This window comes from Flavobacterium sp. TAB 87 (genome assembly GCF_001529295.1).
In the GTDB taxonomy this organism is placed as follows: Bacteria; Bacteroidota; Bacteroidia; order Flavobacteriales; family Flavobacteriaceae; genus Flavobacterium.
The window spans coordinates 480,889-500,550 of sequence record NZ_LLWK01000037.1 but is presented as its reverse complement, the minus strand read 5'-3'; the positions used below and the strand labels follow the sequence as shown (position 1 = coordinate 500,550).

The following is a 19,662-nucleotide window of genomic DNA, read 5'->3' as shown; positions in this document are numbered from 1 at the left end:
TTTTATTTTTTTAGAAGCCGTGCTTTCATTTTACTAAAAAATTCGGGCGTTACCCCTATAAAAGAAGCAATTTGTTTTTGAGGCACTTTCTGAATTAAAGTAGGATATTTAGAACAAAACTTTTCAAAACGTTCTTCGGCAGATAAACTCAAATTATCCATCAATCGTTCTTGATTGGCAATTAAAGAATTTTCAATTAAAATGCGAAAGAAACGTTCTAGTTTCGAAATTTCGTAATACAACAGCTCTTGATTTTCTTTGGATAAAACAACTACTTCAGCATCTTCTAAAACTTCAATAAAAAGATTCCCTGGTTTTTGTGTCAAATAACTATACATATCACTAATCCACCAGCCTTCGCAAGAGAAATTCAAAACATGTTCTACACTATTATCGTTTACGGTAAAAGATCTAATTATTCCTGAATTTATAAAGTAGGATTTGGTACAAATATCACCTGGCTTTAAAACCATCGATTTGGCTTTAAAATTTTCGATAGTAACCTTGGATATAAAAATATCTTCTTCGTCTGCAGTTAAAATCACATGTTTGTTGATGTTGTCCAGAATCTTTTTCATAGCTATAAAAATACGTTTAATTTGGACTGATACCGAAATAATGACCTAATCTTAAAACCTTTATGACTGATAATTAAAATGGTTTCATATAAAAATTACGTAAGAAATAAACAAAAAATTAAGTTAAATAAAATTATGAAACGCAACTAGAAAATTGTGTAACAACCTAATTGACATGTTTTTGGATATTTGTATTGTAATTAATGCATACCTGTTCGCGTAACTGAAGAAGCATTATAAATTTAATACTAATGAAAAATCTATACATAAATACGGGAAACACTACTACTATTTTTGAAGAATTAAATTCTGCTTTAGGAGGAACAATGACTAGTACAGGCGAAGAGAATAAAATTTTATTAAAATCAGATTTAGTAAAAGGTAGAATAAAAAGCACAATCTTCAATGAAGGTGCTTGCTACATTCAATTTAACTTGTCTTTTACCGAAGATGTTAATATAAGTATCGAATCAACGAAAAATACACCATTGTTTTTTGCTTATTCTGGATATGGAGAAATAGCTCATAGTTTTGGTTATCAAAATGATCAATTTAAGTTGAAAGCAGGAAAATCGGCGGTAATTAATACTGGCGGAAGTTTAAATACTATCTTGAGCTTCAAGAAAAATAGCAGAATTGAATTTTCTATTTTAGGATTAGCTACCACTCCTTCAAACTCGCATCAAACCAATGAAATGCGAAATAAATTGAGAGATTTGTTTGTGACCGAAAATTCAAACAGTATTTATAAAGGAAAAAGTAATAGAAGGATAATTGAAAACATCAAAAAATTAAATGAAATCTCTTGTAAAAGTACCGCAAGTTATTTAGCTAAGAAAAAATTAGTTCACGAGATTTTAGAATTTGAGATTGAGCAATATACAGATGGATGGGTACATGCAGCTGAAAAAATAAATCAATTTGTACAAGAAAAAGTGACGGAGGTTAAAGCATTCATAGGTTCTGTTTTCAGTTTTCCAACAGAGCACTCTGCATTTTAGCAAATGATTAGAAAATAAATTTGAATAAATATTTTGGTTAGGTTAGTTCAAAAAAGGCAACATTTAAATTAATGTTGTCTTTTTTGTTTCGTCAAGAAATAGATTACCTATTTATTCTTCTTGAAAATTAGTTATCCTCACTAGCTTGTCAGTTCTGGACTAACCATAAATTCCGCAAATTGTCACGAGAACTTCGTTTCAATTTGCGGAATTTATATTTTATCAATCGTTGTACGGTAGAAATAAATCTATCTCAATACTACGATTCTTCTTCTTGATCGTAATGTTCTTTTTGCTCTAATTCTTTTTTTCGTGGAGGTTTTTCTTCATAACCTAAATTAGTACTTCCTTCTGTTAAAGGATCAATTTTATCTTTTTTTAAATCATCAATCAAATCTACAGGAATCGGAAATTCTTTGGGAGTTGGTGTGCTAATTACAGCTTCGTCTTTTTGAAAAACATCATTGGTTTCTAATCTCTGTTTTTGGCTTTTTTCTTTATTATCTTGCGTATCCATAAGTCATTAGTTTTTTAGATTATTCATATTAAAGTTCTACATAATTACTACCATTATTTTATAGAACCTAATTTTGTTATTATACAATTACAGGGAACAAAAAAACTACTCTGACTAAAAAAGCCAGAGTAGTTTCTAATTATTTTCGTAAGAAAGTACTATTAAGCTGAAGCGTCTTTCTTCATTTTAATTTTTGCTAATGTACTTTGAATGCTAGCCAATTGTTTTTGTACTATACTCTGCAACATTGGGCAAAAATGAGCATCTTTCAATGCTGACTCGTATTTTTCGATAGCAGCTTCTTCTCCAGTGATACACGCATTAATAATAGCTTCTTTGTCACCACCAGTCATAAGCGATTTAATATCAATCCACGTTCTATGAATTGCTCCCATTGCTCCACCAGTAGTATCCGTAGACTTTCCTAATTTGTTAACCTCATCTTGTAGTTCAACAACATATAAAGATCTTTCTCTAGCGTAGCTTAAAAAATCGGCCTTAGTTTGTGCACAATCCACGTCTTCTGCTGCATTGGTATATCCTAGTTTCCCGTCTTCAAGAATTGCAATTAATCCTTCTAAGTTTGACACTACTTCTTTTGTATCTACGTTTAAATTATCTCTATTTTCCATGATTGTATGTTTTTTAAATGTTATAATACAAAGATGGTAAAGTTGTGTTTGTTTTATTTTACAGAATTTAAGTTGTGTTTTATATAATTGAGTATTAGGTGTTAAAACTAACTTAAAAACAAAAAACTGCTCCGTAAAGAAGCAGTTTTTAATAATGCGTTTTTATTTTTTAATGAAAGTGCTCTTCTTCAATTTCAAATTCGGCATCCTTTTCCCAAATCTCCATTTCACAAGGTTTGCAATTAAATTTTAGTTTATATTCCAATTCCCCTTGCTTTAAAACCAATGGTTCTTTTAGCTTCTCGCCCATACTATCTTTTTGATGTATCGGACATTTTTTCAATTCGTATTTGATACAATATTTGGTTGTCATCACACGAGACTTTCCTGGTTCCCATTGCAACTCAAAAGCTTTTTCTATTTCAGTAACACCGTGACGTTCGTAAAATTGACGTGCTTTTTTGTTAGAAACATTGTACATAAAGTCCAATTTGGTCTCTGGATACGGATGTGACGTTTTTTCAAGCTGATGCTCTTCGCGTTTGTAATTGGCCAAACGTGCTGCCGACAATTGTTCGTAAACGGTACGTCTCATTTCATTAATTTTTGAAATAGGAAGGAACCAATTTTGGGTAAACATCACAGTAATTTCATCGGCAGTATAAGGTGTAAATCCTGTTTTTGCCAATTGTGTTTTAATGTTTTCTTCGATAGAAAGATCATTTTTAGTAACTTCCTTTGCATGATCCAATTGCACGATACTTATGTTTCCATCTTCATCGGTTGCAAGCAATTCAAAGCCATTTTTATTTTCGCTCAATAGTAAAGTAGTGCTTATTTTACGAACGGCACTGTCTTCTCTTTCGACAATTTTAATAAAAGCGGCATCATTATTTCTGTAAATAAAAGTACCTTCTTTTAATTCTTTCAATACGTTTGGATACGCCAGTCCGTTTTCAACTTTGTTTACGTAAATTCCGTCAGCTTCATTATTTTCGTTGATGTAACATAAGCCATCTCCATTGTGTAGTAACTCGCCATTTTCTATTTGGTACGCGTTTCCGATGGTTTTTATTAGTTTACCTATATATTGTCCTTTTGATTTTGGACTTTCCCAAGAACCAATAGAACTGTGTCTTTCGTTTACAAAATAATCAGTGTAACCCCGATTGAAACTTTTGTTCAATGCCGAGTCAAAAGTAAATGTACAGGTACCCGAAGAAGCTTTGGTGTATTGTTCACTTCCTTCTAAAAAAGAATCTAGCTTTTGTCGCAAGTACGAAACGTTATTTTTTACATAAACCACATCTTTCAAACGACCTTCAATTTTAAAAGAGCAAACTCCCGCTTCAATTAAGTTCGGAATCTGATCGGAAACGTCAAAATCTTTAATTGAAAGCAAATGACTGTTTTTAATTAAAGTATCGCCGTTACCATCAATCAAGTTATAAGGTAAACGACAGTTTTGGGCACAAGAACCGCGGTTGGCCGAGCGTTCTCCATTGGCTACACTCATGTAGCAGTTTCCGCTAAAAGAAACACAAAGTGCACCAGTTACAAAAAACTCTAACTCAACGTCTGAGGCTTCGCTTATGGTTTTAATTTGATGCAAGTTTAATTCGCGCGCTAAAACCACACGTTTAATTCCGGCATCTTTTAAAAATTTAATTTTATCCGCATCTCGATTGTTGGCTTGCGTACTCGCGTGCAATACGATAGGAGGCAAGTCCATTTCCATAATCGCCATGTCTTGAATTATCAAGGCATCAACACCAATTTCGTGCAGTTTACAGATCATTTGACGACACGTTTCGAGTTCGTTATCGTACAGTATAGTATTGATAACCACAAAAACTTGGGCATAATACAAGTGAGCATATTGCACCAAAGCAGCTACATCTTCAATCGAGTTAGTAGCGTTTGAGCGAGCACCAAATTGAGGTGCACCAATATATACAGCATCGGCACCACTATTAATGGCAGCCATTCCGTGAAATAAATCCTTTGCAGGAGCTAGAATTTCTATTTTCTTTTTCATCTTTTTGATGATAATTTTTTAATTGCGAGCACTTTAGTTTTTTTTTCTGTTACTGAAAAAAAGACCACAAAGGTCTGATAATTTCGTGAAGATTTCAAGTGTGAAATAGAATCTTTTAAAAATTATTATTTGAGATTAAATAGGCACATTTAATATGTGATTTAAAGCAGAGTATAGTTCTAGATCTGAAGTTTTCTATTTTTTATAAAATCGATTGACTACGTAGTTTAAAGCGCCTGTAGACCAAAGTGCCCATAAAATAAGTACAGGCTGAAACAATAGTCGAATGAGTCTTTTTTGATCAGTATCCAAGCCAAACGCATCTGCTCCATTGGTATATTGTGAGACATTACCAGGAAACACGAGTACGAAAAATAAAGCTAAAGCGAGTCCGACTTTAACTTTATGCTTGATTAAGAAAATCATACTCAATCCCAAAACAATTTCGACTACTCCAGAAGAAAGTACTACAAAATCTATAAATTGTGCATTGTCGGGCAACCAAGTGGGAACTTGAGCGATGAATTCTTGACGCTGAAAAGTTAAATGACTCACTCCCGCAAACGTCATAAAGGAGCCAAGAATAATTCTAGCAATGTTTTGTAATGGTGATGTTTTCATTGTAAAGTTTATTGTTTTAAGTACTGGTTTTAATGCTTGGCTTTATGACGATGTGATTTTATAGTGAGTTTTAAACAGAACTTTAGGCAATGTTCTTGAATTTGTGCAGAAAACACTATTAGTAATAATATCAGTTTAACCTAGAAACTGGAAAATAATTCGTATAAATCATCTTTTTATTTACTTGTAAATTGGTGCTGTATTTATTAGAAATATTCCGTTCAAATGTAATATTATATTATCACGAACAATAGATTTTGTAGATTTAAAAACACGATGTTGTGCTGGGTAAAAATAATTATCTTACTAAATAAGTTAGTCTTATCTACCTTTTTTTGGGTTAGGGATAGCAACGGCATCCTTTTGTGTTTTTCTTTAAAAAACAAAAGATACAGTGGAAAGCCCGGCCGCAGGCAACCCCATAAAAAAATGCCTCAAAAATTAAATCTTGAGGCATTGTAATGTATAATTGAAAAAGGAATTATCCCGCCAAAGCGTCTTTAATTCTTTTTAATGCTTCTTTTAAAATGTCTTCGCTAGTGGCGTAAGAGAAACGAATACAATCTGGATTTCCGAAAGCATCACCAGTTACTGTTGCAACGTTGGCTTCGCCCAAAAGATACATTGATAAATCATTAGCATCTTTAATTTCAGTACCTCTTAATGTTTTTCCGAAGAACGATGAAACGTCTGGAAAAACGTAAAAGGCGCCTTCTGGAATGTTGATTTTTACTCCTGGAATTTCTTTTAACAATCCAACTACTAAATCTCTACGAGAATGGAATGCTTTTACCATGTGGTTTAATACACTTGGGTCTGCATCTACAGCGGTAATGGTAGCGCGTTGTGCGATACTGTTCGCGCCAGAAGTTACTTGTCCTTGAATTTTTGTACACGCTTTTGCGATAAATTCTGGACCTCCAATATATCCGATTCTGTATCCTGTCATGGCGAATGCTTTGGCGACACCATTTACAGTAATAGTTTTTTCTAACATTCCTGGAATAGATGCAATGCTGCAAAAAGTTCCAGAAAAGTTAATGTGCTCGTAAATTTCGTCTGCAACTACGTAAATATTTGGGTATTTTTCTAATACTTTTGCTAGCGCAGTCAACTCTTCGCGGTTGTAAACCGATCCACTTGGGTTACAAGGAGAAGAGAACCACATCATTTTAGTTTTTGGTGTAATTGCGGCTTCTAATTGCTCTGGTGTAATTTTGAAGTCGGTATCTACTGAAGTAGGAACCTCAACAGGAACTCCTCCTGATAATTTCACAATTTCGAAGTAAGAAACCCAATACGGTGCTGGTAAAATTACCTCGTCACCATCGTTTAACATTACTTGCGCAATGTTATACAACGATTGTTTAGCTCCTGTAGACACTACAATTTGAGACGGTTTGTACTCTAAATTATTGTCTCTTTTAAATTTTCGGCATATCGCTTCTTTGAGTTCGGCATATCCATCTACTGGAGAATACGTACTGTAGTTTTCGTCGATTGCAGTTTTAGCTGCTTCTTTAATGAAATCAGGCGTATTAAAGTCAGGTTCTCCCAAACTTAAACTGATAATGTCTTTTCCTTGCGCTTTTAATTCACGCGCTAATGCTGCCATCGCTAAGGTTTGCGAAGTAGCCAAATTGTTAATTCTGTCTGAAAGAATATGGTTCATTACAAAAGATTTGATAACTCGTACGGTGTTGTTGCGTAAGAGTGGTTATTAATAGATGATCTTATACAGTTAACTCTGGTTTGATTCCGAGTTCTTTTAAGTGTTTAAAGTGAGCCACGATTGCACTTCTCATGGTTTTGTACTCGTAATACGGTAAGTTGCATTCTTGGGCGGTTTCGCGAACAATTTTAGCAATTTTACCATAGTGAATATGAGAAATATTCGGAAAAATGTGGTGTTCAATTTGGTGATTTAATCCACCAGTGTACCAGTTGACCAATTTGTTTTTTGGTGCAAAGTTAGTTGTAGTAAACAATTGGTGAATGGCCCAAGTATTGTCCATTTCATTCAACTCATTTGGACTTGGATTCGTAGTTTCCTCAACCACGTGTGCCAGTTGAAAAACAATGCTCAAGATTAGACCTGCGGTATAATGCATTACAAAAAAGCCAAGTAATACTTTCCACCACGTAATACCAATTACAATTGGTAAGACGATCCAAATAGAGACGTATATTATTTTGGTAATTATTAAAGTTGTCCAAAGAATTTTTGGGCTTTTTGGTTGTCCGTACGATAATTTACGCTTCAAATAATTTCTCATTTGTTTGAAATCGGTAGTTATAGCCCAGTTGAAAGTCAGCAAACCGTATAGGAATACCGAATAATAATGCTGAAAACGGTGAATGCGATACCAAGGAGCGCTTTTTGTAAAACGAATAATTCGCCCTGCATCCAAATCTTCGTCATGACCCGGAATGTTCGTGTAGGTATGGTGTAAAACATTATGCTGTACTTGCCAGTTGTGTACGTTTCCTGCTAGAACATAAATGGTTCCGCCCATAAAGTTATTGACCCAGCTTTTGGTAGAGTAGGAGCCGTGATTACCATCGTGCATCACATTCATTCCAATTCCTGCCATTCCAATTCCCATAACAATGGTCAATAATAAATGAACCCAGAAAGGGATGTCTAAAGTTAGTATTACAAAGTATGGCGCAAGAAATACAGTGAACAAGATTACTGCTTTTAAATGCAATTTCCAGTTGCCTGTTTTTTTAATGTTGTTTTCTTTGAAGTAATTGTTTACCCGAGAGTTAAGCGTTCTAAAGAACTTTAAACTATCTTGCTTAGCGAATGTGGGTGCGGTATTATTCATATTGGTTTTAAATAGTTTTCAAAGGTAATTATTATAAATATTCAATTTGCAAAATTGAGTTAAATATTTCAATTAGAAACGCGTACTTTTGTTAAAAAAACAGAATTATGGACGAGATTTTGAAGTGTTTTCCAAATCTAACTGAGCTTCAAATAGCACAATTTCAAAAACTGGAAGCATTGTACCAAGAGTGGAATTTAAAAATTAATGTTATTTCACGCAAAGACATTGATTCCTTGTATGTTAAGCACATATTACACTCGATGGGAATTGCAAAAATAATGAACTTTGAACCTGGAGCAACTGTTTTAGATGTTGGAACTGGTGGTGGTTTTCCTGGAATTCCTCTTGCAATTTTATATCCTGAAACTCGATTTTATTTAATTGATCTAATTGCAAAAAAAATAAAAGTCGTGCAAGGCGTCGTGGAAGCCTTAGAATTGAAGAATGTAAAAGCAGAACAAAAGCGTGCCGAATTGGTAAAAGGTGACTTTGACTTTATTGTGAGTCGCGCTGTAACCAATATGCCAGATTTTGTCTCTTGGATTCATGATAAAATAAAAAAACAGAACAAGCACAAACTTAAAAACGGAATTTTGTACCTAAAAGGTGGTGACTTAACCGAGGAACTAGCTGGCTTTCCTAAAGCTACGGAATACAATTTAGCTGACTTTTTTGAAGATGAATTTTTTGAAACTAAAAAAGTTGTACATGTGCCTTTAAAATTCAAATCATAGTGTAAACAATGATTTTTAAGATTGTATAGTCACAAAAAAAGCCGAATCTTACCTGAGATTCGGCTTTTTTGTTATTGATTGTTTATGAATCTCATGAATTCTTTTTGGTCAGACTCAAATGTGAAAACTTCTTTGATTAGATAATAGTTTTTTGAGTCCACACAATTAGCGTAACTGTTTTTTACAAATTCCATTTGATTCTTACTAAAGGCAAAAGTCGATGCCACTTCGGCAATTTGTTTGGTGTTGAGGTAATTATTTAAAAGTAGGTTTTGAGTTAAATTTATTTTTCCATCATCAAAATTTTCTTTTTTGAGATTGACTTTAAATTTTTGAAAATCACGCTCTTCCATCGCTTTTGGATGGCGTCTGTTTGAACCCCAATTATTATTAGCGTTCGGGCTATTTACATTGGTATTTATGTTAATATTAATGTCGGTATTGTTATTCCGTTCCGGAGGATATCTCCCTTCGCTAGTCGATCCATCAGTGCTGTCAATATAGTCGTCTATTATTGGAGTTCCGGAAAAATAGGTCATTTTGGTTTTCTTGCTCTTTTTGTTGACTGAGATTTTATAAGTCGATTCTTCAAAAGTTAAACCGTCTCTCGCCATCACCGACACATAATTTTTAGTAATCGGTTTTAACGATTTGTCTTCAAAAACTATTTTGACATTATAATAAGGTTGATTTAAGTTTTTGATTCTAATAGTAGTTTGTGCTCTTGTATGTTGTAATTCACCGTTGAGGTAAAGTGAAAAAGGATTTTGAGTTTCTGAAAACACGATTAAATTTCCAGCCGCAGGAGCATACTGCGCGAAGAGACTAGCGGAAAGTAATAGTAATGATAAATGGTATAGCTTTTTCATAATTAATGTGCTGTTGATTAGTAAGAGTATTCTCTAAAATGTGTAAGCAAAAATAAAGCCAATCTTTTTTAAGAATTCTTTTTTGTTATTTTTTATTCAGAGTGTAAGAACTGTGAAGACGATTATTTACGGATTATATCATCGCAATTTAAATTCTTTGTAAACATTTGAACTTGACATCAGATCGGCGAGAAATATTAAATAAAAAAGCGCTATCAAATTTTTGATAGCGCTTTAAATAAGTGTAAAATTAGTTTCCTTACTCTATTAGTATAACAAAACTGTGTTTGCAAGATCTATTCTTCTCCTAAAAATGGATATCTATAATCAATTGGAGTTACAAAAGTTTCTTTAATTGTTCTTGCTGAAGTCCAACGCAATAAATTTTGCATAGAACCTGCTTTATCATTTGTTCCCGATCCTCTTGCTCCACCGAATGGTTGCATTCCTACAACAGCTCCAGTTGGTTTGTCATTGATGTAAAAGTTACCTGCAGCATTTTGTAATTTTACTGTAGCTTCTTCGATAGCGTAACGATCTTGACTGAAAACAGCACCAGTTAAAGCATACTCAGAAGTAGTATCAACTAATTCTAAAGTCTCTACCCATTTTGTATCTTCATATACATATATAGTAACTACTGGTCCGAATAATTCGGTTTCCATAGTAGTGTATTTAGGATTTGTCGTTAAGATCACAGTTGGTTCAATAAAATAACCTTTTGATTTATCGTAGTTTCCACCGATAATTACTTCGGCATCAGTATCTTTTTTAGCTTGATCAATAAAACGAGCTAATTTATCAAAAGACCCTTCAGAAATAACAGCAGTAATAAAATTACTCATGTCTTCTGGAGAACCCATTTTCATCGATTTTAAATCAGCCTCTAATTGTTCTTTTACAGCTGGCCACAAACTTTGTGGAACATAAACGCGAGAAGCAGCACTACATTTTTGACCTTGGTACTCAAAAGCGCCACGAGAAATTCCCGTACTTACTTGTTTTGGGTTAGCCGATGGATGTGCGATAATAAAATCTTTTCCACCTGTTTCTCCCACAATTCTTGGGTATGTTTTGTATTTGCTAATGTTGGTTCCAATTTTTGCCCAAATGTCATTAAAGACTCCTGTTGAACCTGTAAAGTGAACACCTGCAAAATCTGGACTGTCTAATAACGTTTCGGTTACCATGGCAGAATCTCCCATAACCATATTGATTACACCATTTGGCAATCCTGCTTCTTGAAAGATTTCCATCAATAAGTTAGCAGAAAAAACTTGAGTTGCTGCTGGTTTCCAAACCACTACGTTACCCATTAAGGCCACACAAGAAGGTAGATTTCCTGCAATTGCAGTAAAGTTAAAAGGAGTAATCGCGTACACAAAACCTTCTAAAGGTCTATATTCAACGCGATTCCACATGTCTGAATTTGACTTAGGCTGTTCGTTGTAAATTTGTGTCATGTATTCTACGTTAAAACGCAAGAAGTCAATTAGTTCACAAGACGCATCAATTTCAGCTTGGTAAATTGATTTTGATTGTGCAATCATAGTTGCAGCATTAATTTTGGCTCTGTATGGACCGGCAATTAATTCTGCTGCTTTTAAGAAAATTGCTGCACGTTGCTCCCAAGCCATAGTCGACCATTTTTTTCTGGCTTCTAAGGCAGTTGCAATAGCATTTTCAATATGTTTTTTTTCGGCTAAATGGTATTTCCCTACGATATGTTTGTGATCGTGTGGAGCCGACATGTTATTTGTTTTTCCGGTTCTAATTTCTTCGTTTCCGATATAAAGAGGAACGTCAATTTGCTCGTTCCACATTTTTTTATAAGCGGCTTGTACAGCGGCTCTTTCGGGCGAGTTTGGTGCATAACCTTTTACTGGTTCATTTACGGCTTTTGGTACATGAAAGAATCCTTTTAGCATGGAATGAGATATTTAAAAATTACGAATTATTTAGTTTTATACAAAAGTACAAAGGTTATTTTGATTATATCACAACGCAATATTAAAATGTTGTAATTAAATAAACTATTTCGATCAAATTGTAAAGTATGTATTATTCATAGTATTTAAATTTGAGAGGTATGCTTAAAAGATTTATACTATGAAAGTCCCACTTTTAGCTTTTAATGATAAAGGAATTTACTGTCAGCAAGCGGATGTTTATTTGGATCCATGGCAACCCGTAAAAAATGCTATAATTACCCATGGCCACGCCGATCACTCGCGCTGGGGCCATCAAAATTACATTACGCATCATACCAATGTGCCAATCATCCGCCACCGTTTGGGTGAAATAAATGTAACCGGAATAGCGTGGAACGAAACCTTTGTAATCAATAATGTAAAATTTTCTTTGCATCCTGCGGGGCATATCATCGGAAGCTCCCAAATTCGCGTTGAGCACAAAGGTGAAGTTTGGGTTTTTACGGGAGATTATAAAACCGAAGATGACGGAATTTCAGTTCCCTATGAAGTGGTAAAATGCGACACTTTTATAACCGAATGTACTTTTGGATTGCCGGCTTTTAACTGGATCCCGCAAGCAGAAGTTTCTTCTCAAATCAATAACTGGTGGGCAGAAAATAAAGCCGAAGGAAAAACATCCATCCTTTTTGGTTATTCTTTAGGTAAGGCACAACGTCTCTTAAAATATTTGGACACCGATATCGGAACGATCTATACACACGGAGCGATCGAAAATATGACTAATGTCTTAAGACCTTTGGTCGATTTTCCACCCACAACTTTGGTTACTCGAGAAACTAAAAAAGAAGATTTACTAGGTAATATTGTTCTTGCGCCACCAAGCGCGCATGGCAGCACTTGGATCCGCAAAATGACGCCATTTGTAACAGGTTCAGCTAGCGGCTGGATGGCTTTTAGAGGTGCCAGACGAAGACGAGCGGTTGACAAGGGTTTTGTGCTTAGTGACCACTGCGACTGGTATTCTTTGCTAGACTGCATCAAAGCGACTGGAGCAGAAAAAATAATTTGCACCCACGGCTACACCGATATTTTTTCTAAATATTTAAGAGAATTGGGTTACGATGCAAGGACTGAAAAGACACAATACGAAGGAGAAACAGCCGATTCAGAAGGCGTTGAACCCGAAAATACAGCAATAGAAAACGAAGCCTAAGCCCATGAGAAATTTTGCACAGCTCATAAAAACATTAGACAGTTCTAATAAGACCAACGTAAAAGTAGAGGCGCTAGCAGCATATTTTAGAAATGCTTCGGCAGAAGATAAAGTATGGACAATTGCTATTCTTTCACATCGCCGTCCACCAAGACCTGTCAACACAACTTTGCTGCGACTTTGGGCGAACGAATTGGCGAATATTCCTTTGTGGCTTTTCGAAGAAAGTTATCATATTGTAGGCGATCTGGCCGAGACAATCGCATTGATAATTCCGAGTACAAAAGACCATTCAGATAAAAGTCTGACTGTATTTCTACAAGAAATTATCGCATTGAAAAAGAAATCAGAGGTAGATAAAAAAGAATATTTACAGCAAAATTGGTTGGCGCTGAATTATTACGAGCGCTTTGTTTTTACCAAATTAATTACAGGCAGTTTCCGAATTGGGGTTAGTCAAAAGTTAATGACTCGCGCTTTATCAAAGGCAGAAAATGTAGATGAAGATGCGCTTGCTTATAAATTAATGGGAAATTGGGATCCAAATACAATCAGTTTTCAAGAATTAATCTTGGACGAAAAAAGCAGCGACTATTTATCAAAACCTTACCCTTTTTATTTGGCTTACCCCATTGAAGGCGAAGTTGAAAATTTAGGAAATCCTGAGGACTGGTCGATCGAACACAAATGGGATGGAATTCGTTCGCAAACTATTATTCGGGAAGATGAAATTTACGTATGGTCTCGAGGTGAAGAATTGGTTACTGACAAATATCCAGAGCTTGGGTCACTTGTCGGAATCATTCCAAACGGAACAGTCATTGATGCTGAAATATTATCTTTTCCGGAAGGAGAAATAGGCACTTTTAATGATTTGCAAACGCGAATTGGTCGTAAGACGGTCTCGAAAAGTCTACTAGAAAAAGTACCGGTAATTTTAAAAATCTACGACCTATTAGAATGGGAAGGGAAAGATATTAGACAATTACCTTATATTGAACGGAGGATTTTACTTGAACAATTATATGATTCTATAAAGGATAAAACTGCTGTAATACATTTATCAGAGCGTGTATTACTCTCTTCATGGGAAGATGTTGCGACCGAAAGAATGCGCGCTCGAGAAATGAAAAGTGAAGGTTTAATGCTGAAACGAAATAATTCTCCTTACTTAGTCGGGCGTAAAAAAGGCGACTGGTGGAAATGGAAAATTGAACCGCTGGTAATTGATGCCGTTTTAACCTACGCGATGCGCGGTCATGGAAGACGCTCCAATTTATTCACCGACTATACTTTTGGATTGTGGCAAACCAACAAAGAAGGGGAAAAAGAATTGGTCACTTTCGCGAAAGCGTATTCGGGTTTAACCGATGCTGAGTTTAGAAAAGTAGATGATTTTATAAAGAAAAACACCCTAGAACGCTTTGGCCCTGTTCGCAGTGTAACTCCAAAATTGGTTTTTGAAATTGGTTTTGAAGGCATCGCTTTATCAAAAAGACACAAAAGTGGCATTGCAACTCGATTTCCAAGAATTTTGAGATGGCGACAAGACAAAAAAATTGACGAAGCGAATACGATTGATGATTTAAAGAGTATGATTGTTTAGGGAGGAGAAGGATGAAAGAGAATAGAATAAAGAGTATAGAGAGAAAGATGAAGGATGAAGTATGAAGGATGAAGGACGAAGGATGAAGCATATAGAATAAAGAGGTGATACAGGGATTTTTACAATTTAGAGACAATTAATGAATAGAGAAGAATTATATACTATTGCCGAAGATTGGTTTCAGACACAAGGATGGAAATCTTTTCCGTTTCAGACACAAACTTGGACTGCTTTTTTGCAGGGCAAAAATGGTTTGTTAAACGCGCCAACTGGTAGCGGGAAAACCTACGCTTTGTGGTTTCCTATCGTTCTTGATTACATTAAAAAAAATCCCGACTATAAAACAAAACACAAACCCGGACTCAAGGCGATTTGGATCACGCCTTTGCGCGCGCTTTCTGTAGAAATTAAGCAAGCGGCAGAACGAATTGTTCAGGATTTAGACACACAAATGACGGTAGGTATTCGCTCGGGAGATACATCTCAAAGTGAGCGCGTCAAGCAAGGGAAGAAAATGCCTGATCTATTAATAACCACTCCTGAAAGTTTACAACTTTTGTTGGCTTCAAAAGCGTTTGCAAAAACCTTTGCCAATTGTTCGGCTATTGTCGTGGATGAATGGCACGAGCTATTAGGTACAAAACGTGGTGTGCAAATGGAATTGGCATTGTCCCGATTAAAAACTATTGCTCCAAAAATGCGCATTTGGGGAATTTCAGCAACTATAGGCAATCTAGAATTGGCGCAGCAAGTTTTGCTAGGGTTAAACTCAGAAGCGTATCAAAATTCGGTTTTAATTAAAGCCAATATCAATAAAAAAATAAAAGTACTTTCGATAATTCCCGAAAAAATGGAAACTTATCCTTGGCGTGGGCACATGGGTTTACATTTAATCGATGCCGTTGCAAAAATTATCCGGAAAAGCAAAACCACGCTTATTTTTACCAATGTTCGATCTGCTTGCGAAATGTGGTTTCAGGCCATTCTAGAAAAATACCCTGAATTTGCAGGAGAAATGGCAATGCACCACGGAAGCATTAGCCGCGAAACGAGACAATGGGTGGAAAACGCTATTCGACAGGAAGAATTAAAAGTGGTCGTTTGTACCTCTAGTTTAGATTTGGGCGTTGACTTTGCACCGGTTGAAACGATCATACAAGTCGGCGGACCAAAAGGCGTTGCGCGGTTTTTGCAAAGAGCAGGGCGAAGCGGACACCAACCTGGCAAAGAAAGTGTTATTTATTTTCTGGCGACGCATGCAATGGAATTAATTGAAGCTTCGGCTTTAAAGAAAGCAGTGGCGAAAACAATTGTAGAAGATCGAATTCCGTATCTGAATAGTTGGGATGTTTTGGTTCAATACCTGAATACTTTAGCTGTATCCGATGGTTTTTTTCCAGATGAAATATTTGAAGAAGTCAGACAGACATTTTGTTATCAAAACATAACCAAAGAAAACTGGAACTGGATTTTGAATTTTATTACCAACGGAAGTCAAAGTTTGCAAGCTTATGATGAATTTAAAAAAGTAGAAATCGAAGAAAACGGACTTTATAAAATCAACAGCCGCTTTATTGCCATGCACCACCGAATGCAAATAGGAACAATCGTTGGCGACGCTTCCTTGCAAGTAAAATTTTTAAGTGGTGGCTACATCGGCTCTATCGAAGAATGGTTTGCATCCAAGTTACAACCCGGAGATGTTTTTACTTTTGCCGGAAAAAGATTAGAACTGTACCGGGTTAAAAATATGCAGGTTTTAGTGCGCAAAGCCGATCCTAAAAAAGCATCGCGAACTGTAAGTTGGATGGGCGGTCGAATGGCATTGTCGGTGCAAATGAGCGAATTGTTGCGGGAAGAATTGTACACCGCAAATACAGATCAGCTAACTCCTGAGCTACAAGCGCTTGCTCCTATTTTTGAACGGCAGCGCAGAGAAAGTATCGTTCCCAATACCGATGAATTTTTAATTGAAACTTTTAAAACGCGAGAAGGATTTCATGCTGTTTTTTATCCTTTTGAAGGTCGATTTGTACACGAAGCTTTGGCAAGTATTTTATCTTATCGCATTAGTTTATTGACGCCCATTACATTTTCTTTAGCCTACAATGATTACGGATTCGAATTGCTTTCTGACCAAGAAATTGATATGGAAGCGGTGTTTGACAATAATTTGTTCTCTTCAGAATATGTGCATGAGGATTTGCAAAAAAGTTTGAATGCTACAGAAATGGCCCGCCGAAAATTTAGAGACATTTCCGTCATAGCAGGATTGGTTTTTACCGGAATGCCAGGCAGGCCTATTAAAACCAAACATTTGCAAAGTGGATCCCAATTATTATTTGAAGTTTTTAGGGATTACGAGCCAGATAATTTATTATTGCAACAAGCCTTCACTGAAACATTCGAGCATCAGTTGGAAGAAGGTCGTTTGCTTCAAGCTTTAGAACGAATCAACAGTCAAGTTTTGATTTGGAAACAATGCAAAAAGCCAACTCCATTTAGTTTTCCAATAATTACAGATCGACTTCGCGAAAAATTATCAAGCGAAACATTGCAAGAAAGAATAAAGAAAATGACCGCGAGTTACATGAAATAATATATGACAATACTAATAAACAATCAAAGCTTTACCTTACACCAATCGGGCGTTGCTTTGTGGGAAGACAAGAATATTCTTTTAATTTCGGATGTCCATTTGGGCAAAGTAGCGCATTTTAGAAAAAATGGAATAGGCATTCCCGAAGAAGCTATTTATGAAAATTTCTCGCGGTTAAGCAAAGTTTTAGATTTTTTTAATCCTGAAAAAGTGATATTTCTAGGTGATCTATTCCACAGTAAGATCAATAATGAGTGGAATTACTTTGTAGAATGGAAAAGCAACTATGTGCAGCAAATGATTCTGGTTGAAGGAAATCATGATATTATAGACAGTCAATATTATTCTGAACTAAATATTGAAATTCACAGTGAACTACTTATTGACGATTTTTTGCTTACCCATCATCCCACAGAAAAAGAAGGCCTTTTTAATTTTTGTGGACACATTCATCCAGGGATAAAATTAAAAGGTTTGGGCAGACAGTTCCTAAGTTTATCTTGCTTTTTTAGAAAACCAAATCAGCTAATTTTTCCTGCATTTGGCGAATTTACTGGAAATGCCTACTTGATTCCTTCAGTAAACGACCAAGTTTATGCAATTACAAAAGAAGAAGTTATAGCAATTGCTTTAAATTAATTCAATGCAAAAGGAGCACAAAGTCTAAAAGTAGGCACTATAACTTTAAAAGTTTTAGTAGAGGTAAAATTAATCATATTAAAATAACCACTCATGGCTCCAAAGGGAGAAGCCAACAAACAACCAGAGCTGTAGGTGTGTAGTTCGCCAGGTTTTAAAACTGGTTTTTTTCCAATCACACCCTCTCCGTCCACAACTTCCACATCGTTAAGAGAATCAGAGATTTCCCAATGGCGAGAAGTAAGTTGAACTGAGTCTTTACTGTGATTTTCGATAGTAACAATATAGCTAAAAGCAAAGTGCAGCTTATAGTTTTTAAAGTAAGTGCCTTCAAAACTAGTCAAAACTGTAATTTTTATACCTCTTGTTATTTGAGTAACCATACTAAAGTCGTATATATAAGTGTTATACAGCAAACTTACAAAAAAAAAGCTGTATCATACCCATTACGAAAAATGTTTTTTAATTGGTAATGTTTAGGGAGTTAGCGCTTCCTTTGCCAATAATTCTTTGGTAACGATCGTTGTTGGCTTTGTAATAAACTAAAACGGTATACTCGTTTTCCGTTTGATAAAAGTTACCATCGACAGCGTTTTCAGTGTCAATAATCCCCTTTGCATCGGCAACTTGATATTGGTAGTTTGTAAATCCTTGTTTGATTAAAATAGCTTTCTCATACAGTCCTTTTTTAGCATCGTAATCCATTTTATTTTCAGCCGATAAAATATAATTGTTAAACATTCCGGTAATGTAAATGTCCTTATTGATTTGAAATGAAGGAGCAGAAAGGCTAAAATAAACCCAAGCATAATCGGCTTCAATACTACTATTGACTGAGTTGAAATTTTTAACCACAAAATTTCCGTTTACATCTTGGTAATTTGAATAGAGATTATTTCCTCTCGCCTCATTTGTATACAAATACGCTTTGTATATTTCATTATCAAAACCGATTCGCGAAATATTATTGTTAGCTACACGTATCTCTTTATTCTCAAAATATAAATATTCGTTTCCCGCCCAAAACTGCGTTTCTTTATTGTATTTGTAAATTAATTCATTGCCAATTGTGTATTGTGGACGAATATTTTTTAGCACCGTGTTGAAATTGCCGTTTTGAATTAATACTACTTTTACATTTTGCAGAGGCTGCTCAAAAGTCAACGCTTGAGAAGCAATTGCAAAGTCCACATTTTGCATGTAATCGATCGTGCTAATGTCTCGACTCCTTTTAATTTGAGTCGGAACAGTGGACAGATTTTCGTAAATCATGAGTTTTCTTGAGAATACAATCTCGCCATCTTCGTTTAAAACTTGAATAATGTAATTTCCAGAAATTTTTAAACGTGTATTTTGGTTGGGTATCGAAAGCTCATAATGCGAATAGAGCTGCAAGGTATTGACTGAATTGGTATATGTTTGAATTCTTTGATTATCAAACCCTTGTAGATATTCTGTTTTCGGAATATCAGACGGAATCCAATTGTAGTCACAATGAATAATTACGTAATTGTAGTTGGCTTCATTGCCGAATAAATCATCAAATTGAATTTTGAAATCCGAGCCCAATTCAAAAATTGGAGTCATATTGATTTCATTTTCTACAAAAGAAATTGTTTTAATGTTATACGGTGGAACGACTTCCGTTTGTACTTGTGCCGTAGCAGAGTATAAGCATAAAAAAAATACGATTTTAGTAAAATACTTTAGCATGTTTGTGATTTGCAGTTTAGTAAATGTAACAAATAAAATTTCGATTTAGTATTTGTGTTTGGTTCAATTGTAATAAAGTTAAAAAAAAACGCACTACAATTTAATGAATTGGAGTGCGTTTTTTAGGTATGTAT

17 protein-coding genes are annotated in these 19,662 nt (G+C 35.1%); 6 read left to right on the top strand and 11 right to left on the bottom strand.

What is annotated here, in order from left to right:
* Nucleotides 1-2: 2 nt before the first annotated feature.
* Nucleotides 3-578 (bottom strand): Crp/Fnr family transcriptional regulator, encoded by a 576-nt coding sequence (locus tag AP058_RS11440; RefSeq protein WP_066310711.1) that lies wholly within the window; start codon nt 576-578, stop codon nt 3-5.
* Nucleotides 579-829: 251 nt separating this feature from the next.
* On the opposite strand from AP058_RS11440, the gene AP058_RS11435 reads away from it, so the two are divergent.
* Entirely contained in the window at nt 830-1,579 is a 750-nt protein-coding gene (locus tag AP058_RS11435; protein ID WP_066310706.1) for a hypothetical protein, read from the top strand.
* Between the two features lie 259 nt (nt 1,580-1,838).
* Here the strand turns inward: AP058_RS11435 and AP058_RS11430 are convergent, their stop codons facing one another.
* The 6 genes from AP058_RS11430 to AP058_RS11405 all read right to left on the bottom strand — a co-directional run bounded on the left by AP058_RS11430 (nt 1,839) and on the right by AP058_RS11405 (nt 8,218).
* Nucleotides 1,839-2,096 carry a hypothetical protein gene (locus tag AP058_RS11430; protein WP_066310703.1) on the bottom strand — a complete coding sequence of 86 codons (258 nt, stop codon included), beginning with the start codon at nt 2,094-2,096 and terminating at the stop codon, nt 1,839-1,841.
* Nucleotides 2,097-2,257: 161 nt separating this feature from the next.
* On the bottom strand, nt 2,258-2,728 hold the full coding sequence (locus AP058_RS11425; RefSeq protein ID WP_066310702.1) for a PA2169 family four-helix-bundle protein: 471 nt from the start codon (nt 2,726-2,728) through the stop codon (nt 2,258-2,260).
* 169 nt (nt 2,729-2,897) lie between these two features.
* A complete protein-coding gene (locus AP058_RS11420; RefSeq protein WP_066310699.1) occupies nt 2,898-4,766 on the bottom strand; it encodes a U32 family peptidase in 1,869 nt (622 codons plus the stop codon).
* A gap of 195 nt (nt 4,767-4,961) precedes the next feature.
* A complete protein-coding gene (locus tag AP058_RS11415) occupies nt 4,962-5,387 on the bottom strand; it encodes a hypothetical protein (RefSeq protein ID WP_066310693.1) in 426 nt (141 codons plus the stop codon).
* Nucleotides 5,388-5,868: 481 nt separating this feature from the next.
* The gene (locus tag AP058_RS11410) at nt 5,869-7,059 is read right to left on the bottom strand and encodes a pyridoxal phosphate-dependent aminotransferase (RefSeq protein WP_066310691.1); all 1,191 of its coding nucleotides are present in this window, start codon (nt 7,057-7,059) and stop codon (nt 5,869-5,871) included.
* 61 nt (nt 7,060-7,120) lie between these two features.
* The gene (locus AP058_RS11405; protein ID WP_066310690.1) at nt 7,121-8,218 is read right to left on the bottom strand and encodes an acyl-CoA desaturase; all 1,098 of its coding nucleotides are present in this window, start codon (nt 8,216-8,218) and stop codon (nt 7,121-7,123) included.
* Nucleotides 8,219-8,325: 107 nt separating this feature from the next.
* Here AP058_RS11405 and rsmG point away from each other — a divergent pair, with 107 nt between their 5' ends.
* Nucleotides 8,326-8,955 (top strand): 16S rRNA (guanine(527)-N(7))-methyltransferase RsmG, encoded by a 630-nt coding sequence (rsmG, locus tag AP058_RS11400; protein ID WP_066310689.1) that lies wholly within the window; start codon nt 8,326-8,328, stop codon nt 8,953-8,955.
* Between the two features lie 71 nt (nt 8,956-9,026).
* On the opposite strand, the gene AP058_RS11395 is transcribed toward rsmG, so the two are convergent.
* Both AP058_RS11395 and pruA read right to left on the bottom strand, forming a co-directional pair.
* Nucleotides 9,027-9,824 carry a DUF4476 domain-containing protein gene (locus AP058_RS11395; protein WP_066310684.1) on the bottom strand — a complete coding sequence of 266 codons (798 nt, stop codon included), beginning with the start codon at nt 9,822-9,824 and terminating at the stop codon, nt 9,027-9,029.
* Between the two features lie 296 nt (nt 9,825-10,120).
* Nucleotides 10,121-11,752, bottom strand: a complete 1,632-nt coding sequence (gene pruA / locus AP058_RS11390; protein ID WP_066310680.1) for an L-glutamate gamma-semialdehyde dehydrogenase — start codon at nt 11,750-11,752, stop codon at nt 10,121-10,123.
* 181 nt (nt 11,753-11,933) lie between these two features.
* Between pruA and AP058_RS11385 the strand changes: the two genes are divergently transcribed.
* From AP058_RS11385 to pdeM, 4 genes are all read left to right on the top strand, one after another.
* On the top strand, nt 11,934-12,971 hold the full coding sequence (locus AP058_RS11385) for a ligase-associated DNA damage response exonuclease (RefSeq protein ID WP_066310678.1): 1,038 nt from the start codon (nt 11,934-11,936) through the stop codon (nt 12,969-12,971).
* Between the two features lie 4 nt (nt 12,972-12,975).
* Nucleotides 12,976-14,577, top strand: a complete 1,602-nt coding sequence (locus AP058_RS11380; protein ID WP_066310672.1) for an ATP-dependent DNA ligase — start codon at nt 12,976-12,978, stop codon at nt 14,575-14,577.
* A 139-nt stretch (nt 14,578-14,716) separates the two neighbouring features.
* Entirely contained in the window at nt 14,717-17,176 is a 2,460-nt protein-coding gene (locus AP058_RS11375) for a ligase-associated DNA damage response DEXH box helicase (RefSeq protein ID WP_066310671.1), read from the top strand.
* Nucleotides 17,177-17,179: 3 nt separating this feature from the next.
* The gene (pdeM, locus tag AP058_RS11370) at nt 17,180-17,815 is read left to right on the top strand and encodes a ligase-associated DNA damage response endonuclease PdeM (RefSeq protein ID WP_066310669.1); all 636 of its coding nucleotides are present in this window, start codon (nt 17,180-17,182) and stop codon (nt 17,813-17,815) included.
* On the opposite strand, the gene apaG is transcribed toward pdeM, so the two are convergent.
* Together apaG and AP058_RS11360 are read right to left on the bottom strand one after the other, a co-directional pair.
* Complete coding sequence (gene apaG / locus AP058_RS11365) at nt 17,812-18,198, bottom strand: Co2+/Mg2+ efflux protein ApaG (RefSeq protein WP_066310667.1); 387 nt, start codon at nt 18,196-18,198, stop codon at nt 17,812-17,814. The two genes, pdeM and apaG, sit on opposite strands and share 4 nt — an antisense overlap.
* Before the next feature lie 79 nt (nt 18,199-18,277).
* Entirely contained in the window at nt 18,278-19,528 is a 1,251-nt protein-coding gene (locus tag AP058_RS11360) for a DUF5103 domain-containing protein (protein WP_066310661.1), read from the bottom strand.
* Between the last annotated feature and the right edge of the window lie 134 nt (nt 19,529-19,662).

Bases quoted from the DNA above. Each gene is read 5' to 3' on its own strand.
- AP058_RS11420 (WP_066310699.1), bottom strand. From the start codon at position 4,766: ATGAAAAAGAAAATAGAAATTCTAGCTCCTGCAAAGGATTTATTTCAC.
- AP058_RS11395 (WP_066310684.1), bottom strand. From the start codon at position 9,824: ATGAAAAAGCTATACCATTTATCATTACTATTACTTTCCGCTAGTCTC.
- AP058_RS11425 (WP_066310702.1), bottom strand. From the start codon at position 2,728: ATGGAAAATAGAGATAATTTAAACGTAGATACAAAAGAAGTAGTGTCA.
- AP058_RS11430 (WP_066310703.1), bottom strand. From the start codon at position 2,096: ATGGATACGCAAGATAATAAAGAAAAAAGCCAAAAACAGAGATTAGAA.
- AP058_RS11360 (WP_066310661.1), bottom strand. From the start codon at position 19,528: ATGCTAAAGTATTTTACTAAAATCGTATTTTTTTTATGCTTATACTCT.
- pruA (WP_066310680.1), bottom strand. From the start codon at position 11,752: ATGCTAAAAGGATTCTTTCATGTACCAAAAGCCGTAAATGAACCAGTA.
- AP058_RS11410 (WP_066310691.1), bottom strand. From the start codon at position 7,059: ATGAACCATATTCTTTCAGACAGAATTAACAATTTGGCTACTTCGCAA.
- rsmG (WP_066310689.1), top strand. From the start codon at position 8,326: ATGGACGAGATTTTGAAGTGTTTTCCAAATCTAACTGAGCTTCAAATA.
- apaG (WP_066310667.1), bottom strand. From the start codon at position 18,198: ATGGTTACTCAAATAACAAGAGGTATAAAAATTACAGTTTTGACTAGT.
- AP058_RS11415 (WP_066310693.1), bottom strand. From the start codon at position 5,387: ATGAAAACATCACCATTACAAAACATTGCTAGAATTATTCTTGGCTCC.
- AP058_RS11385 (WP_066310678.1), top strand. From the start codon at position 11,934: ATGAAAGTCCCACTTTTAGCTTTTAATGATAAAGGAATTTACTGTCAG.
- AP058_RS11380 (WP_066310672.1), top strand. From the start codon at position 12,976: ATGAGAAATTTTGCACAGCTCATAAAAACATTAGACAGTTCTAATAAG.
- pdeM (WP_066310669.1), top strand. From the start codon at position 17,180: ATGACAATACTAATAAACAATCAAAGCTTTACCTTACACCAATCGGGC.
- AP058_RS11440 (WP_066310711.1), bottom strand. From the start codon at position 578: ATGAAAAAGATTCTGGACAACATCAACAAACATGTGATTTTAACTGCA.
- AP058_RS11375 (WP_066310671.1), top strand. From the start codon at position 14,717: ATGAATAGAGAAGAATTATATACTATTGCCGAAGATTGGTTTCAGACA.
- AP058_RS11435 (WP_066310706.1), top strand. From the start codon at position 830: ATGAAAAATCTATACATAAATACGGGAAACACTACTACTATTTTTGAA.
- AP058_RS11405 (WP_066310690.1), bottom strand. From the start codon at position 8,218: ATGAATAATACCGCACCCACATTCGCTAAGCAAGATAGTTTAAAGTTC.